Raw genomic sequence first — 16,041 nt, forward strand, 5'->3', positions numbered from 1 at the left:
ATGGCAGTCGTCGGAATGTCCGGCCATTGTCTGCCCTGTCGTCGCAATGATTAGCAAAGACTCAAACAGCAATCCAGAACAAATGCTGAACGCATTGTTCCGGTGGTTTGCGCGCAGTCGGTGGTGAGATTTGTCGGCCCAAAAGGTCGCCCGTCCCCTGCCTGCGATTGGCCACTGCCGGGCAGGCGAAATCCCCGAAATTGCGCCACGGGAGAAGGCGGGGCGGCCGTGGATGGGCCGCCCGGTGTTGCCGTCGGGCGGTGATCGTTACAGGAAACTGCTTTCGAACAGCTCGCCTGAATAGGCCGAATGGGTAACGCCTGCTTCAAGGTCGGCCTTGGTCAGCTCATCGACAAAATCGCCGTTCTGCATGACCAGCACCCGGTCGCACATATGGGCGATCACCGCGAGGTCGTGGCTGACGAGAACAAAGGTGAGGTCGCGTTCTTCGCGCTGGTCGGCAAGCAGGTTCAGGATTTCCGCCTGGATGGAGACGTCGAGCGCGGATGTCGGCTCGTCGAGCAGCAGGATCGGCGGTTCGAGGATCAGCGCGCGGGCGATTGCCACGCGCTGGCGCTGGCCGCCGGAAAGTTCATGCGGGAAGCGCTCGGCGAAATGTGCGGGCAGGCCCACCTGTTGCAGGGCGGCAGGCACTTTCGACCAGCCATCGCCAAGTCCCATGGCGCGGATCGGTTCGGCGAGCGCCCGGCCGATGCGGTGGCGCGGGTGCAGCGAACCGTAAGGGTCCTGAAACACCATCTGCGCCAGTTTCAGTTCGTCGCGACTGCGGGTCTTGCCAACCGGTTTGCCGTTAAAGCTGATGGAGCCGGTCCAGCCGGCCTCCAGCCCCGCCAGCGACCGCAGCAAGGTCGACTTGCCGCAGCCGCTTTCGCCGACGATGCCGAGCGTTTCACCCCTGTTGACCGTGAGGCTGACGCCGCGCACGACGTGATTGCGGTTTTCCTTCGCGCCATAGACGACGTCGAGCTTGTCTACCGTGATCATCGCATCACCTCCGCATCGATGGCCTGACGGTCCAGCACCTTGAGACGCCGCACCGGATTGCGGGGATCGGGCATCGCCGCGATCAGGCCCCGCGTATAGGGATGTTGCGCATCCTCCAGCTTCGTCAGCGTTTCCACGACGCGCCCGCCATACATGACCAGCACGCGTTCGCAGAAGGCCGCGACCATGCGGATGTCATGGCTGATGAGGATCAGGCCGGAATTATTCTCCCGCACCATCTCGTCCAGAAGCAAAAGCACATCCTTGCGGACGCTGACATCGAGGGCCGAGGTCGGTTCGTCGGCAATGACCAGCTTGGGCTTTGCGAGCAGCATCATGGCGATCATCACGCGCTGTCCCATGCCGCCCGATATCTGGTGCGGATAAAGCGCCATCACGCGGTCGGGATCGTTGATGCGCACGCGCAGCAACATGTCCCGTGCTGCACCTCTCGCTGCCTTTCCGGTCAGCGCCAGATGCAGTTCGGCGGCCTCCGCCACCTGCTTTCCGATGGGCAGCACCGGGTTCAGCGAATAACGCGGGTCCTGCATGATAAGCGCCATCTCGCTGCCGCGGATTGCGCCCATCTGCCGCTCGGATTTTTCCAGCAGCGGCTCAGACAGGAAATCCATCCGCTCCGCCGTCACCGTGGCGCTTTTCGGCAGGAGCCGCATGGCAGCCCGGCCGGTGGTGGATTTTCCGGAGCCGGATTCACCGACGATGCCGACCCTTTCGCGCCCGACATCGAAATTGACATTGGACACGGCGGGAATGGTGTTGCGGCCGAAACGGACATTGAGGTCGCGGACCGAAAGGATGGGGGAGCTATCAGGAACGGGCATGACGCGGATCCAGAAGGTCGCGCAGCGTATCGCCGGCGATGTTGAAGGCAAGGCTCGTCAGCAGGATGGCAATGCCGGGCATGACGGCGACCCACCAGTAGTCGAGCATGAACTTTCGGCCGCTGGAGATCATCGCGCCCCATTCCGGCAGCGGCGGCTGGGCTCCGAGACCAAGGAAGCCGAGTGAAGCGGCGGTCAGGATGATGCCCGCCATGTTCAGCGTCAGGCGAACGATGACCGAGGGAATGCACATCGGCGCAATGTACAGAAACAGGATGCGCAGCGGCGAGGCGCCATAGAGGCGGGCGGCGGCGACGTAGTCGGTATTGCGCACGACAAGCGCTTCCGCACGGGCAAGGCGCGCAATCGGCGGCCATGCCGTCAGCGAGATCGCGATGATCGCCGTGCCGAGGCCGGCGCCCATGGCGGCCGCAAAGGCAAGCGCCAGCACGAGCGAGGGGAAGGACAGGACGATATCGGTCGCGCGCATGAGGATCGCGTCGGTTCGTCCGCCGAAGAAACCGGCCATCACGCCAATGGCAAGGCCGATAGGACCGACGATGACCGAGACCGACAGTACCGTCTGGATGGTGATGCGGGTGCCGTATACGAGCCGGCTGAAAATATCGCGGCCGAATTCGTCGGTTCCGGCCAGATGTGTCCAGCTGGGTGGTTGAAGCGCGTTTTCGAGCGCCTGGCGCGCAGGATCGTAAGGCGCGATGAGCGGTGCGAAAATGGCGACCAGAACCAGAATGGCCAGAATGGCGAAGCCGAACATTCCAAGCGGTTCGTCCGCGAGCTTTCGAAGTGTCCGTGCGGTGGTATTCGAGATGCGCGACAGGGCGCTGGGACGATCAACGGTATTGTTGTGCGCGATATCGGTCATCATGCGGCCTCCCGTGTACGGGGATCGAGCGTGGTGTAGGCCAGATCGGCGAGGAAGTTGAGCAACATGAAAATGAAGCCGATGACGATCGTGGCGGCCAGAATCGCATTCATGTCGCCGATGAGCAGCGCATTCGTCATGTATTGGCCGATGCCGGGCCAGGAGAAGACGATCTCCGTGACCACGGCGCCTTCCAGCAGGTTGCCATAGGAGATCGCCAGCACGGTGATGAGCTGCACGGCGATGTTGGGCAGCACATGGCGCGTTATGGTGCGTGCGGGGCTGACACCCTTGGCCCTTGCGGCGATGACATAATCCTGGCTGAGCTGTTCGAGGGTGAAGGCCCTCGTCATGCGGGTAATATAGGCCATGGCCATATAGGCGAGGATGATCGCCGGCAGGATGATGTGTCCAAGCGCGTTCCAGAAGATTTCCGTCTCGCCCGCAAGCAGGGTGTCGACGAGCATCAATCCCGTTTTCGGCTCCACGAGGCCTTCGTAGAAGACGTCGACCCGGCCGGGGCCGGCGACAAGGTTGAGGTTCGCGTAAAAAATCACCAGCCCGACGATGCCGAACCAGAAGACCGGTATCGAATGTCCCACCAGCGCAAAAACGCGCGCGAACTTGTCGATGAAGGTGTCGCGGAAGAGGGCGGCGGCGAGACCGAGTGGGACGCCGACGACCGTTGAGATGATGATCGCCAGCGTGGCGAGTTCGAAAGTGGCGGGGAAAGCCTGCGCCAGATCGCGGGTCACGGGGTTGCCGGTCAGGATCGCAATGCCGAAATCGCCATGCAGCAGGCCGCGCAGATAGATGAAGAATTGCTGGTAAAGCGGCAGGTCGAGCCCCAGCCGCGCTCGCATGGCCTCATAGGCCTTGGGATCGGCAAGTTCGCCGACGATTGCCCCGACCGGATCGCTCGGCATGACCCGGCCGATGATGAAGGTGATGCAGAGCAGGATGAAGAGGCTGACGATCAGTTGCAGAAAGCGATGTCCAAGCCCGCGCAGTGAGATTTCCGTCATTGCTGGCCGCACTTCCCTGTGAGAACGCTGTCGGCAGTGGAGCCTTTGCACGCTGCTCGCCGCAGACGCGCAATTCTCCTTTGCAAAAACTCTTGATGGTACTTCATCCCAACTCCTCCCTGAGCTAACATGAAAACATATGATGTGCGGCCGTGTCATCATATGAGTAGCGAAGGGATTCGTATTCTGCAAGGGGGAAGAGTGGCATGATGGGCGACAAAACGAGGCCGCGGGAGAGGCGGGCACAACAGATCATCGATAATCTCAGCGCAGAAATTCGCAGTGGAAAACTGAAAAACGGTGATCAAATTCCCACCGAACCGGAGCTTGAACGCAGCTACGGCGTGAGCCGCACCGTGGTTCGCGAGGCGATCGCGGATTTGCGTTCCGCCGGCTATGTCGTTCCCATCCAGGGCAAGGGGGTTTTCGTCAGCAATGCCAGTGAATGGGCCGGCGTGAAACTGACGCAATCCGAAGTCGGAACCATTGCGGAAACGCTGGAAATGCTGGAGTTCCGGCTTGCGACGGAAGGGGAGGCGGCGGCAATCGCCGCCTATCGCCGCACCGCCCAGCAGGAAGCCGCAATCTCTGCGGCGCACCGGAAAATGGCCCGCGCCATCGATGCGCGTGAAACCACCGTCGATGCCGATTACGAGTTTCACACGGCCATCGCGATCGCCACGAACAACCGCTTTTATCTGGAGGCTCTGCGTCAGTTCGGTTCGCGCTCAATCCCGCGCGGGCAGTTCCCGACGCTGCCGGAAACCGGTGATGCGAATTATCTTCGCAAAGTTCAGGCCGAGCACGAGGCAATCCTGCGCGCCATCGTCGAACAGGATCCGGAAGCGGCACGAAAAGCTATGCGCGAACATATGCTTGCGAGCCAGCGGCGATACAGGTTGCTGTCAGAAGCGCAATAGCATCTCGACACTCATCTTATTTCATGCGATGTCATATGATGACTTGCATGGAGAGAGGAGAGAATCGATGTATGTCGGCACCCAGGTTGCTGCGCGCGATGACGAGGATTTTAAGGTTTGGGCGCAGCTCGGCGTCAAAAATATCAACGCGGATCCGCCCGGAAAGCCCGCGAGCTGGACTTTCGAGGATTTTGAGCGCCACCGTGACAAGGTCGAAAGCTTTGGCCTCGTTCTCGACATGGTGCAATTGCCGCTGCCGTCGCGGCCCATCGAACAGGCGTCGTATCCCGATATCCTGCTTGCCGGCCCTGATCGCGACCGGCAGATCGATGCCGTCTGCACGATGATAGAGAATATCGCCAGGGCCGGAATCCCTGCGGCGAAATACAATCTCAACCTCATCGGCATTCCGCGCACCGAAATGGAGCGCGGCCGCGGCGGCTCCCTCAACGAGGCCTGGCGCTGGGACAAGGCGGACCATGATGCAGCGCCGGGTCTCGCGGGCGTTCTTTCCGAAGACGAGAACTGGGGACGCATCGATTACTTCCTCGAGCGTGTGGTGCCGGTTGCCGAAAGCAACCGTGTGCGTCTGGCATGCCATCCGCATGATCCCTATACGCCGCCGGGCTACAGGGGCGTCACCCGCGTTCTCGGCACGGTCGAAGGGCTGAAGAAATTCGTGCAGATGCGCGAGAGCCCCTATCACGGCCTGAATTTCTGCCAGGGGTCGATCGGCGAAATGCTCGACAATCCGCGCGAGGAAATCGACGACATCATCAGGTGGTTCGGCAGCCGCGACAAGATCTTCAACGTCCATTTCCGCAATATCAGCGGCGGCAAACTCTCCTTCATGGAAACATTCCCCGATGAGGGCGACATGGACATGGTGCGTTCGCTGAAACTCTATCACGAATTCGGCTATCGCTACATGATCATGCCAGACCATGTGCCGACGATTGCCGGGCGCGATGCCGTCGGTGTCGCTTTCGCCTTCTGCTACGGCTACATCGCCGCGCTGATAGAAGCGCTTGATAACAAACATCTTTGACCATTCTGGCCCGCGACGCCCCGCTGCGTCGCGGGCTTTTTTCCCAAACGTGAATTACCGAACTGTACGAGGAGCAGGTATGAGAAAATCATTGATCCGTCTCGCATTCACCACGGCCCTGGGCGCCATGCTGGTGCAGGCAGCGCCAGCCGTGGCCAAAACACCGAATGACCAGCTTGTCATCGGAACCTCGCTGGCTCAGGTGCTGTCGCTTGATCCGCATCAGGCCACCGAAGGAAAAGCCAACGAAATCATGTCCAACCTCTATGACCGTCTTATTTCGGTCGATGGTTCGGGCAAGGTTTCACCGCAGCTTGCCGAGCGCTGGGAGATAGATGACAAGGGCATCACCTTCCATCTTCGCGAAGCCAATTTCGCGTCGGGCAATCCGGTAACCTCGGCAGATGTCGTCTATTCGCTCAGCCGGCTGTTGAAGATGAACCAGGCGGCCGCAGCCAACCTCAAGCGCGTTGGTTATAATGCCGATAATGTCGACAAGCTGGTGAGCGCGCCGGATGAAAAAACGGTACGCATCGATCTTTCCGGCGAAACGACGTCCGAGCTGCTCCTTTACCGTCTGGCCATGGTCATCGCCAGCGTCGTCGACAGCAAGGAACTCAAGTCGCATGAAAGCAGTGGCGACTGGGGCAATGGCTGGCTGAGAACCAATTCCGCCGGTTCCGGTCCCTTTACGCTTAATCGCTGGTCACCGAATGAGATCATCATTCTCGAGGCCAACAAGAATTATGTGGCCGGCAGCCCGAAAATGCGCCGCGTCATCGTGCGGCATGTGCCGGAAAGCCAGGTGGAGCGCCTGATGCTGGAGCGTGGCGATATCGACATCGCCAGTGCGCTGACGGCTGCCGACCTTGCAACCTTCAACAACAAGGAAGGCTTCCAGATCCAGCGCGTGCCGACGGGCGGCTTTTACGTCCTGTCCATGAATGCCGGCAAGGAGCCTTTGTCCAACCCCAAGGTCCGCGAAGCGATTGCCTATGGCATCGACTACAAGGGCATGGAAAAGACCATCATGGGCCCCTATGGCCGGGCGCGCACGGTGCCGGTGCCGGAAAACTTCGAATACGCCATTCCGAGCCCGGACTGGAAGCTCGATGTCGAGAAGGCGAAGGCGCTCCTCAAGGAGGCCGGTTATGAGAACGGCTTCACGCTTAATCTGAAGACGATCGCGCAGACGCCGCGTATCGATCTCGCCACCGCGATCCAGGCCTCACTCAGCCAGATCGGCATCAAGGTCAATATCCAGCAGGGTAACGGTTCGGACGTGATTGCCGCCCACCGCGCGCGGGATTTCGATCTGCTCATTCCGCAGACCGGCGCCTACATGCCGAATGTGCTGGGCTCGATGGAGCAATTCTCCAGCAACCCCGACAATTCGCTGGCAGCCAACAACGCCGGCAATTTCGTCTGGCGCTCGGCATGGGACATTCCGGAACTGACGGCGCTCACGGCAAAGGCTTCGCTGGAGCCGGACGCCAAGAAGCGTGGGGAAATCTACACCCAGATGCAGGAAATGTTCGTCGCCCAGAAGCCGGCGGTGCTGCCGATGTTCGAGAGGTTCGAGCCGATCGTGCTGAATGCGCGCGTGAAGGATTATGTGGGCCACCCCAGCCAGACGACCCGGCTGGAAAAGGTTACGAAGGATTAAGGGCAAACTATAGTCTTTGGAACCTGCGACGGGCGGTTTTACCGCCCGTTTTTTTATTGGCGGTTAGGTCCGTACCCCTGAAAGCGTCCTCCATGACGCGCCTCCGGCTCTTCGCGGACACGAAACTAGTCGCAGCAGGTGGTTGTCGCACGCCATCCAGTAATTTCAGGGGGTTTTCTCAAGGACTTCATCGGTTTAGACCACCGATGACTATTCCTTCCATCGGGCGAGAGTCGTGAACTCCGCTCACCCACCTCCCGAAGAATGCGTTGATGACCATGAACCTTGCACAGATAAAACTTCCGTCTCGGCCGCTGAGCCTCAAACGTGGCGTCATTTCAGTGCCGGCAGCTTATTATTTTTCCGTTCCGGTGCTTCTGGTCATCACGGCCGTCATGCTCGTCGCCGAAGGTCCGGGCATATTGCGCGACTATCAGATCAGCAAAGATCCGCTGGAGATTGAAAACGGCGATATCAGCGGTAGCTGCAAGACGCGCAAGGCAATCTTCACGACCTGTGAGGCGGATCTTTCCTATGACCATGCGGGCGTGAGCTACAAGAAGGATGTCGAGGTCATGTTCGTCGATTTCCATTCCGGCGATTATGAAACCGGACTGGTCATCTCCGCGAAGAACCCGGAACTCGCTACGATTTCGCTGGGCCTCGACATGCTCTGGAACCGCATCATCACACTTGGGGTGTTCGTTGCCCTGCTCGGTTTCGGCAGTTTGGCGATGCTGTTCACGCTTATCCGTGTCCTGCGGGTTCGCCTGGAGCTGCGCAAGCCCGCACCGTTGACCGTCATTCCGGTGGCGCTGACGGCGGTTGCCGAAAAGCGCAGCCGTCTCTTCGTCACCTATGCCGATACGGTCAGAGAAGACAAGACCAAGCGGCAGTCCTTCACCCATCTGGAGAGGGGGCGAATCCCGGTCGTTGTTGGCCATAACGGAAAACACGATGTTGCGCTGGCAGTCTGGCACGGCAAGACCGCGCTGCCGGTTCTGCTCGACGACCGGCTGGAGCGGATCGAGCTATCGGAGCAGGAAAGGGCGGAGGCTCTCGCATCGCTTGCCCCGATGCTCGCGAACCAGACACCGGAGGGCGCCTCGGCTCCGGGCGCGACGAGTGCGAAAGGGCCGGGCCTTCTGCGCAGATTGGGGACTTTCGTTGCCATCGTGGCCGTCATCGCCGTCGCGGTTATCGGTTACTGGCTGTGGTACGTTACCAGCGCCCCGTCGCAGTTCAACTCGCCCGGCATGGACCTCAACAACATGATGCCCGCAGCAATTAACGAGTGGGGATGCGCCCGTCTGCAGGAGCGTTTCTCCGATGGCCCGGCGCCTTTCGGATGCACCGCAGCCGATTATCGAAGCTGGAAATAAACGGCTTTTCCTATAGTCCCGGCCGGGCCGCGCGCGAAAAAGCTTACGGGTTGCCGCGTGCGGCCCGTTCCTTTCTGTACGTTGCAGGACAGATCGTTCAGTTTATCAATAGTTGCATTAGAGATTTATAAATAAACCACTCCCATAGTGCCACCGTGAGCGGTTCTTCAGAGGCTGGGAGAGTGCGTCATGTTCACGGTTCTGGAATGCGTTGTCGTACAACACGACCGGGCGGTCGTGCTTCTTGCGGCTGTTATCTGCCTGCTTGGCATGTTTGCTTTTTTTCATCTTTTATTGCGCGCGGAGGAAAGTCCGGCTGGCCGCAAACCCTATTGGGTGCTGGTTGCCGCCTTTGCCGGAGGGCTCAGCGTCTGGGCCACGCATTTCGTCGCCATGCTCGCCTATAAGGGCGCGGTCCCGATCGGTTATGATTTCGCCTTCACGGCGTTTTCGGCGGTTCTTGCGGTTTTCGGTTTCTGGCTGGCGCTCACCAGCCGTTCGCAGGCCGCTTACAGCCCGGCGATCGTCGGCACGCTGGTCACGCTCTCGGTTGCCGTCATGCATTTCGTCGGCATGGCGGGAATGGATGTCGCCGCCACGATCAGCTATCGGTGGGGGCCGGTGCTGGGTGGTTTTGCTGTTGCCTGGGCGTCTTTTCTCCTCGCCTTTTTCCTTTTTCGCCGCCTCGGCTCCTGGCAGCGCATCGCCGCGCCGGCTGGATCGGCGATCTTCGCGATCTGCGCGCTGCATTTCACGGCCATGTCGGCCACGGTGCTTTCGCCCGATCCGTCCGTATCGGGGCCTGATCCCGACAATGTCGCCCGGCTGATCATGATCTGCGCCATTTCCGGCGTCACGTTCCTGATCCTGTCCACCACCGCTGCCGCTGCTCTTGTGGATCGTTACCTTGTCGATCTCAAGGGTCTTGTGGATGCGACGCTCGATGGTCTCGCCGTCGTTCGCGATGGGCGGATCGTGGAGCTTAACACCCGTTTTGCCGGCCTTCTGGGCCGGGAGGAAGCGTCGCTGGTCGGACAAAACCCCGACGATCTCTTCAAGGCCATCGACGGACAACCCGCCTATCTGCCGCGCCATGCACCGGTGGAGGCGGTGCACGAGCGTGCCGGGCAGGCGCAGATATTCGAGCTCGGCGTACGCACGATCGAATATCGCGGCCGCCCCTGCGAGGTGATGGCCATTCGTGACCTGACGGAAAAGCGCGAAGCGCAGCGGGAAATCGAATATCTCGCCCGCCACGACGTCCTGACGGGCCTTTCCAACCGCACCATGTTCCAGACCCGTCTTCACCAGCAGATCGAGCATTGCGACGAGGAGGACGAATTCGCGCTACTGGCGCTCGACCTCGACCGGTTCAAGGCGGTCAACGACATATTCGGCCATGCCGAGGGGGATCGCGTCCTGAAAAAGGTCGCCGCCATTCTCGATGAATGCGCAAGGGCAGGCGATGTGGTCGCCCGTCTCGGCGGCGATGAATTCGTCATCCTGACTACCCGGCACACCAGAGCGGAAGAGGCGCGCCTGCTGGCTGAGACGATCCTTGGCATGTTCGCACTGAAGATGAATGTTGCCAACGATCCGACCTCCGTTGGCGTAAGCATCGGCATCGCCGTCTTCCCGCGGGACGGAAAGGACGATGAAAGCATCATGCACGCCGCCGATCTGGCGCTTTACCGCGCCAAGATGGGCGGGCGTGGCATATTGGCTTTCTACGATCCGGTAATGGATCAGGAGGCGCGCGAACGCCGCCAGCTCGAAACGGATCTGCGGCTTGCCATCAATCGCAACGAGTTGCTGTTGAATTATCAGCCGGTGCTGTCAGTCGAATGCGGCCAGGTCGTGGGTTACGAGGCGCTGGTGCGCTGGCAACACCCGACACGGGGTGTGGTGCCGCCGGATGTTTTTATTCCGATTGCCGAAGAGAGCGGCATCATCATCTCGCTCGGCGAATGGGTGCTGCGCGAGGCCTGCCGTCAGGCGGCCGGCTGGGCACCGCACCTGAAGATCGCGGTGAACGTTTCGCCATTGCAGTTTTCGCTGGCCAATCTCGGTCATGTCGTCTGCACCGTGCTGATGCAGACCGGACTTTCGCCCAACCGGCTGGAACTGGAAATCACCGAAGCCGCGCTTCTGAAAGACCGAAGGGCGACATTGATCATCCTCAACCAGTTGAAGGCGCTCGGCGTCGCCATCGTCATGGACGATTTCGGCACCGGTTATTCCTCGCTCAGCAACCTGCAGAGCTTCCCCTTCGACAAGATCAAGATCGACCGCAGCTTCATCGCCGCCATGAGCGACGATGACAATGCCCGCGCCATCGTGCGCGCGGTGATCGGCCTCGGCCGCAGCCTCGATCTGCCGGTGACGGCGGAGGGAATTGAAACGGATGCGCAATACCGCATGGTGGTCGACGAGGGCTGCGCGCAGGCGCAGGGTTATCTCTTCGGCAAACCGGATGTCGCGCCCGCTCAGGTCGTCAGCGCCACCACACGGAAGAAACATTCCGTTTGATAAGAGATGCGGCGGCACAATGGTGTCGTCGCCCTCCTTTCCCATCTCCGATGGAACGAGAGCCAAGGCAGATCGTTAGGTTAGCGTGTGGCGCGTCCATGCCGCTGTCAGCCCGACCGGGCGATATGCCTGCTGTGTCAGCGAATGCGCCACGGATGGACATCTATCTATGGGAGAGACCGCGATGACAGACCGCCTCGAGCCACAGGACCCGCGCAGCCAGTATCCGCGCCCGCCTTTTTCGACCCCAACCCAGGAAATGCCAGGTCTGGTGACGAATATGACGCCTTTCCCGGACCATGGTGAAAAGACCTATCGCGGCACCGGCAAGCTAGCAGGGCGCAAGGCGCTGATAACCGGCGGCGATTCAGGCATTGGCCGTGCGGTCGCCATCGCTTTTGCAAGGGAAGGCGCGGATGTGGCGATCTCCTATCTTCCGGAAGAAGAATCCGACGCGGAGGAAGTCGTGGCGCTCATTGAGGCGGAAGGCCGCGTGGCGGTCGCGCTGCCCGGTGATATTACCGACGAGGCCTGGTGCCGCGAACTGGTCGAGAAAGCGGCTGGTGATCTCGATGGGCTGGATATTCTGGTTATCAACGCGGCAAGGCAGCAATATCGCGACGATATAGAAGAACTGTCGACGGACGATTTCGACCGCACCATGAAAACCAATCTTTATGCCCTGCACTGGATTGCGCAGGCGGCTGTTCCCCATCTCAAGCCGGGGTCGTCGGTAATTACCACGGCGTCGATCCAGGCCTATGAGCCCTCCGCCATCCTGCTGGACTACGCCACCACCAAAGCCGGTATCGTCGCCTATACGAAAGCGCTTGCAAAGCAGCTTATCGAAAAGGGTGTGCGCGCCAATTCCGTTGCTCCCGGCCCGTTCTGGACGGTTCTTCAGCCGAGCGGCGGCCAGCCGGACGAGAAGGTGAAGAATTTCGGCAAGGACAGCGATTTCGGCCGCCCGGGACAGCCGGTGGAACTGGCGCCCGTCTATGTGCTGCTGGCATCGCAGGATGCGAGCTTCATCAATGGCGAGGTTTATGGCGTGACCGGCGGCAGGGGCATTGCCTGAGGCGATGTCCGCCAATGCCGGATGGGCCTTTGAGGATTTCGAGATGAAACGGCAGGCAGAGCGTTCCGACAGAAGTTTGAAGAGCTTCGATGTTCGCGACCGGCTGATACTGGCGCTTTATGCGCAGTTGAAAGCGGAGCGTCAGACCCGTGAGGCCATGGAATGGGTTATCCGCAATGGCGGGCTGTCGCCGGAGGTGCTGGAAGCCATGGCGTCCGACCCGGTGCCGGTTCTGGCGGAGGCGGATGTGCCCGCCATCGAGCGCATTCTGGCCAAGGGCCGACGCGGAGACATGTCCTCCCGCAGCGATGACGAGGGACGACGGACATGAACCGGAGAGCGAGCTGGAGGGGCCATCTGAGCTTTGCCGATTTCAACTGCGAAGTCGGTCTTTATTCCGCACTGACCTCGGCGGAGAAAATCTCCTTCAATATCGTCAACCGCAAGACCGGCCACCGCGTCGAGCGGCAATATGTCGATAGCGACACCGGCGAGGCGGTTCTTCGCGAAGATCAGGTCAAGGGATACGAACTCGATAATGGCGACCATATCGTCATCGAGGGAGACGAGATTGCGAAGCTGATGCCGGAAAGCGACAAGGTCATCCGCATCAGGCACTTCCTGCCCTGTGACGAGATCGACAAGCTTTATTTCGACAAGTCCTATTATCTCGCGCCGAGCGGGGAGGACGGCGAAGGGGCGCTGACGCTTCTTGCCAGGGCAATGGACGATGAGAATGTCGCAGCTCTCGGCGAAGCGGTGCTTTTCCGCCGCAACCGTGTCCTGCTGATCCGTCCGAGCGGTAAGGCTCTCGTCGCCACGACGCTGAATTTCAGCTACGAGGTCCGTTCGCAGACATCTGTCTTCAAGTCGATCCCCGATATCGAGTTCGATGAGGAAATGCTGGAGCTGGCCGGTCACATCATCGAAAAGCGTGCGGGCACATTTGACCCGGCAGACTATAGCGATCGATATAATGATGCACTCGCAGAACTCGTGAAAGCCAAGATCGAAGGCCGGGAAATCGCCAAGCCGCCGCCGCGCAAGGAAGACAATATCATTGATCTCAAGGAGGCCCTGCGTCGCAGCGCGGGGGCCGAAGCGGGCAGCAGAAAAAGGGCGACGGCAGGGGGCCGGAAGGCCCCGCGGAAAGCGAGCTGATCCATGGGATTGCAGACCTATAACGCCAAGCGCAGTTTCGACAAGACGCCGGAGCCCAAAGGGACGACGGCCGAACAGCAGGGCTCCAGCTTCGTGATACAGAAACACGATGCCCGCCGTCTGCATTATGATTTTCGGCTGGAAATGGACGGTGTGCTGAAAAGCTGGGCGGTGACGCGCGGCCCGAGCCTCGATCCCGAGGACAAGCGCCTTGCCGTGCATGTCGAGGACCATCCGCTCAGCTATGGCGATTTCGAGGGCGTCATCCCGAAAGGACAATATGGAGGCGGCACCGTGATCGTCTGGGATCGCGGCACCTGGCAGCCGATCGGCGACGCCCGGAAAGGTTATCGCAAAGGCCATCTGGAATTCGAACTGGACGGCGAAAAGCTCAAAGGCCGATGGCATCTGGTACGCATGCACGGAAAGCCCGGAGAAAGCCGGGAGAACTGGCTGCTTATCAAGGGCGATGACGAGGAGGCGAGGCATAAGGGCGGCGCGGATATTCTCGAAGAACGGCCGGAATCCGTAAAGACCGGGCGCAGTGTCGCGGAAGTTGCAGCCAAACCGAAGGATACATGGAACTCCAAAACGGTATCGAAAAAGACCGTGGCTTCTGCCTCCGGCAGGAAACAGGCGCATGCGCTGCCTAAAGGCGCACGCAAACTGGCCATGCCATCTTTCGTGCCGCCGGCGCTCGCCACGCTCAAGCCGAAACCGCCCAACGGAGATCGCTGGCTGCATGAAATCAAATTCGACGGCTATCGTCTGCAGGCGCGCGTCGATCGGGGCAAGATTCAATTGCTGACCCGCAGCGGGCTGGACTGGACGGAGAAATTCGGCCGGGCCGTGACAGGAGCGCTCAGGGCGCTGCCGGTGGAAACGGTGTTGATCGATGGCGAAATCGTCGTCGAACGCGACAGCGGGGCCTCCGATTTCTCCGCCTTGCAGCAGGATCTGAGCGAAGGGCGCAGCGACCGCTTCGTATTCTATGCCTTCGACCTTCTTTATCTCGATGGCAGCGATCTGCGCGGTGCGGCATTGAGCGAACGAAAGGCGCTGCTCGAAAAGTTGCTGCCGGCAGGTGACCCTCATCTCCGCTACAGCCAGCATTTTGAGGAAAGTGGCGCGCTTGTTCTGGACCATGCCTGCCGGCTCAGCCTCGAGGGTGTCATTTCTAAAGTCAGGAACAGCAAATATGTTTCGGGCCGCAAGGGCGAATGGGTAAAATCCAAATGCTCGATGCGACAGGAATTCGTCATCGGCGGTTATACCGTCTCCTCGACATCCGACCACGCGATCGGATCGCTGGCGCTCGGCGTTTATGAAAATGGCAAGCTGCGCCATGTCGGCCGTGTCGGGACAGGTTATACGGGTGAAGTGGCGGAGATGCTGCTCGGCCGGCTGAAGCCGCTTGAGCGCAAGGAAAGCCCGTTCGGTGAGAAACTCACCGCGCTTGCCCGCCGCGATCTTCATTTCGTCAAGCCGGAACTGGTCGCTGAAGTGGAGTTTCGTGCATGGTCTGGAGATGGCAATCTGCGTCACGCCTCCTTCCGGGGGTTGCGCGAAGACAAGCCCGCAGCAGAAATCGAACGCGAGGAGAAGGCCGTGTCCGATACCCAGGCGCCGCAATCGAAGATCAAGTTCACCCATCCGGACCGGCTTTATTGGCCGGAGGACGGCGTGACGAAGGAGGGGCTTGCCGACTATTATGCGCAGGTCTGGCGGCACATGGCGCCCTTTGTCGTTAACCGGCCGCTGGCATTGTTGCGCTGCCCGGAGGGCATAGAGGGGCAGCGATTCTTCCAGAAACACGCCTGGCGCGGCATCAACAAGGCCGTCGAGCAAATCAAGGATCCCAAGGACAAGGGCGGAGAACCGCTGATCCGCATCACCGATTTTGATGGCCTGATGGCGCTCGTGCAATCCGCCGCGCTCGAAATCCACCCATGGGGCGCGACCACTGCCAATTGGGAAAAGCCGGACATGATCACCATGGATATCGACCCCGGCGAGGATGTGGCGTGGGAAGAGGTGATCGAAGCGGCGCTGGAGCTGAAGCGGCGTTTCGAAGACGCCGGGCTTGCCGCTTTCGTCAAGACCTCCGGCGGCAAGGGCCTGCATGTTGTCGCACCCTTGAAGCCACAGGCGGGCTGGGCCCCGGTCAAAGCCTTCGCCAAGGCCATGGCGGCGGATATGTCGAAGGCCGAGCCGGAGAAATATCTCTCCGTCGCCACCAAGGCGAAACGGCAGGGCCGCATTTTCATCGACTATCTGCGCAATGGCAGGGGCAATACGGCGGTTGCGGCCTATTCGACACGTGCCCGGCCGGGAGCCGCCATTTCAGCACCGCTCGAATGGTCGGAACTCACTGCCGAGATCGGCCCGGCCCATTTCACCGTCAACAATATCGGAGCGCGTCTTTCCGCGCTGAAAAAAGACCCTTGGGATGGATTTTTTGCCGCTGCCGAGCCGCTTCCGAAAAAGGCCCGCTGAAGG

Annotated in this window: 13 protein-coding genes; 9 read left to right on the forward strand and 4 right to left on the reverse strand. The window is 60.4% G+C overall.

Annotated features, from left to right (window positions below):
• Positions 1-267 precede the first annotated feature (267 nt).
• The 4 genes from PIB16_RS11585 to PIB16_RS11600 are packed head-to-tail and all read right to left on the reverse strand — an operon-like array spanning position 268 to position 3,758.
• Positions 268-1,005: an ABC transporter ATP-binding protein gene (locus PIB16_RS11585; protein ID WP_020809290.1), complete on the reverse strand. Its 738-nt coding sequence runs from the start codon at positions 1,003-1,005 to the stop codon at positions 268-270.
• Positions 1,002-1,847 (reverse strand): ABC transporter ATP-binding protein, encoded by an 846-nt coding sequence (locus PIB16_RS11590; protein WP_003505590.1) that lies wholly within the window; start codon positions 1,845-1,847, stop codon positions 1,002-1,004. Before PIB16_RS11590 ends, PIB16_RS11585 begins: the two co-directional genes overlap by 4 nt.
• Positions 1,834-2,733, reverse strand: coding sequence for an ABC transporter permease (locus PIB16_RS11595; protein WP_174000809.1), 900 nt, complete (start codon positions 2,731-2,733; stop codon positions 1,834-1,836). The genes PIB16_RS11590 and PIB16_RS11595 overlap by 14 nt, the downstream gene beginning before the upstream one ends.
• On the reverse strand, positions 2,733-3,758 hold the full coding sequence (locus PIB16_RS11600) for an ABC transporter permease (RefSeq protein WP_174000654.1): 1,026 nt from the start codon (positions 3,756-3,758) through the stop codon (positions 2,733-2,735). The genes PIB16_RS11595 and PIB16_RS11600 overlap by 1 nt, the downstream gene beginning before the upstream one ends.
• Positions 3,759-3,964: 206 nt before the next feature.
• Between PIB16_RS11600 and PIB16_RS11605 the strand changes: the two genes are divergently transcribed.
• From PIB16_RS11605 to ligD, 9 genes are all read left to right on the forward strand, one after another.
• Complete coding sequence (locus PIB16_RS11605; protein ID WP_174000655.1) at positions 3,965-4,678, forward strand: FadR/GntR family transcriptional regulator; 714 nt, start codon at positions 3,965-3,967, stop codon at positions 4,676-4,678.
• Positions 4,679-4,745: 67 nt separating this feature from the next.
• Positions 4,746-5,726, forward strand: a complete 981-nt coding sequence (locus PIB16_RS11610) for a mannonate dehydratase (protein ID WP_271045638.1) — start codon at positions 4,746-4,748, stop codon at positions 5,724-5,726.
• Positions 5,727-5,853: 127 nt separating this feature from the next.
• Positions 5,854-7,392, forward strand: coding sequence for an ABC transporter substrate-binding protein (locus PIB16_RS11615; protein ID WP_223215586.1), 1,539 nt, complete (start codon positions 5,854-5,856; stop codon positions 7,390-7,392).
• Positions 7,393-7,670: 278 nt separating this feature from the next.
• Complete coding sequence (locus tag PIB16_RS11620) at positions 7,671-8,774, forward strand: hypothetical protein (protein ID WP_174000810.1); 1,104 nt, start codon at positions 7,671-7,673, stop codon at positions 8,772-8,774.
• A 189-nt stretch (positions 8,775-8,963) separates the two neighbouring features.
• Positions 8,964-11,303 (forward strand): bifunctional diguanylate cyclase/phosphodiesterase, encoded by a 2,340-nt coding sequence (locus tag PIB16_RS11625; protein ID WP_174013351.1) that lies wholly within the window; start codon positions 8,964-8,966, stop codon positions 11,301-11,303.
• Between the two features lie 184 nt (positions 11,304-11,487).
• Positions 11,488-12,381 (forward strand): SDR family oxidoreductase, encoded by an 894-nt coding sequence (locus PIB16_RS11630; protein WP_080858010.1) that lies wholly within the window; start codon positions 11,488-11,490, stop codon positions 12,379-12,381.
• 43 nt (positions 12,382-12,424) lie between these two features.
• Complete coding sequence (locus tag PIB16_RS11635) at positions 12,425-12,712, forward strand: hypothetical protein (RefSeq protein ID WP_031233563.1); 288 nt, start codon at positions 12,425-12,427, stop codon at positions 12,710-12,712.
• Positions 12,709-13,542: a non-homologous end joining protein Ku gene (gene ku, locus PIB16_RS11640; protein WP_271045639.1), complete on the forward strand. Its 834-nt coding sequence runs from the start codon at positions 12,709-12,711 to the stop codon at positions 13,540-13,542. The genes PIB16_RS11635 and ku overlap by 4 nt, the downstream gene beginning before the upstream one ends.
• Before the next feature lie 3 nt (positions 13,543-13,545).
• Complete coding sequence (gene ligD / locus PIB16_RS11645) at positions 13,546-16,038, forward strand: DNA ligase D (RefSeq protein WP_271045640.1); 2,493 nt, start codon at positions 13,546-13,548, stop codon at positions 16,036-16,038.
• Positions 16,039-16,041: the final 3 nt, after the last annotated feature.

The sequence above is a fragment of the Agrobacterium sp. ST15.13.015 genome (genome assembly GCF_027871645.1).
GTDB lineage: Bacteria > Pseudomonadota > Alphaproteobacteria > Rhizobiales > Rhizobiaceae > Agrobacterium > Agrobacterium leguminum.